The organism is Salmonella sp. SAL04213 (assembly GCF_046550535.1).
GTDB lineage: Bacteria > Pseudomonadota > Gammaproteobacteria > Enterobacterales > Enterobacteriaceae > Salmonella > Salmonella enterica.
Genome location: NZ_JBGDXS010000023.1, coordinates 1 through 665, shown reverse-complemented (window position 1 = coordinate 665; position 665 = coordinate 1). Strand labels below are relative to the sequence as shown.

Genomic DNA, 665 nt, shown 5'->3' with positions numbered 1-665 from the left:
GGTACCGGCATTACCCAGTACCATACCGGTGCGCCCCAGCATGAGCCAGCCCTCAACATTGCCGGCATCATTCTGCAGGCGGGTGCGCAGCCCCAGCGCCAGCCGCGCCATCTCCTCCTCATTCAGCGGCTGCGCCTGCGGGTCCAGCGCCCGCGCCAGCAGCCCCGGCGTCTGCGCCGTTGCCTGCTGCCAGACCCTCACCTGCTGATAGCTGCCGGTCAGGGCGTAGCTGCCGGCGCCGACCGCCAGCGCAATTACGGCCCCCGGCACGTAAACGCCCCACCCGGCGCGCGCGCCGCAAACCGGGGTGCCCGCCGGCAGCGGCTCCCGGCGCAGGCGCACCCGCCGGCGCGTGCGGGCGACGATTATCCACCCGCCCGCCACGATGGCGGCCAGCGGCAGCACCCACAGCAGCACCGTCAGCGGGGTCAGCGGCGGGTCGTAGGTGACGAAGTTGCCGTAGCGCGCCACCATGTAATCGATGATTTCCTGGCGGCTCTTCCCCTCCTGCATCAGGTCATACACCCTGCGGCGCATGTCGGTGGCTATCATCGCGTTCGAGTCCGCAATGCTGTTGTTCTGGCATTTCGGGCAGCGCAGCTGCTCCGTGAGCTGGCGGAACTGCTGCTCCTGCGCTTCATCTTTAAACGGCATCACGTCGGTGG

1 protein-coding gene is annotated in these 665 nt (G+C 68.9%); it reads right to left on the bottom strand.

Features of this window, described 5'->3' with window-relative positions; all coding sequences use genetic code 11:
• Positions 1 to 665, bottom strand: a 665-nt coding sequence (locus ACLJPQ_RS22425; protein WP_193628150.1) for a cytochrome c-type biogenesis protein CcmH, incomplete at both ends; no start/stop codon positions are given.